The sequence below is a fragment of the Endozoicomonas arenosclerae genome, from assembly GCF_001562015.1.
In the GTDB taxonomy this organism is placed as follows: Bacteria; Pseudomonadota; Gammaproteobacteria; order Pseudomonadales; family Endozoicomonadaceae; genus Endozoicomonas_A; species Endozoicomonas_A arenosclerae.
Genome location: NZ_LASA01000294.1, coordinates 1 through 461, shown reverse-complemented (window position 1 = coordinate 461; position 461 = coordinate 1). Strand labels below are relative to the sequence as shown.

The window sequence follows — 461 nt, the reverse complement described above, 5'->3', positions numbered from 1 at the left end:
CGTCTAAAGACGTATAAGAATCTTCAACACCAACCACTCGCAGTGTTTTCTCAGCCCGGGTGTATTCACTGCCAACCGAGAGCGCTCTCAAGGATTCTGTAGAGAGCATGGGCAAAGCCAATAAATCACTGTGCGCCATAGAGTCGGTTTCACCTATAAACACTTCCGGATAAGCATAGGCGGAACCATAGAGGTAACGGCCTATCCCTTTCTGCAACAGCAAAGCTACTGAGGTATTTCTTGCCGTGTGGGTCTGCATGAAATGCAAGCGATCACAATAGAAATGGTCGAGGTTTGAATTAACCTTGATAAAAGGCAACCCGATTTTTTCAGCTACTGGCTTCAATGCTTCGTAGCGGTCATTGAAGAGTATTTCAGGGTTTGTCTTCTTGCCATGAGAGCCGACATTGTTATAGATCAGATGGGTTACTTTGAAGCCGGGCGAAACCTCTGAATAAAAG

Annotated in this window: 1 protein-coding gene; it reads right to left on the bottom strand. The window is 45.8% G+C overall.

The features are described 5' to 3' along the window. Positions 1–461: hypothetical protein (locus WG89_RS31540; protein WP_216638592.1), on the bottom strand; the 461-nt coding region annotated here is incomplete at both ends.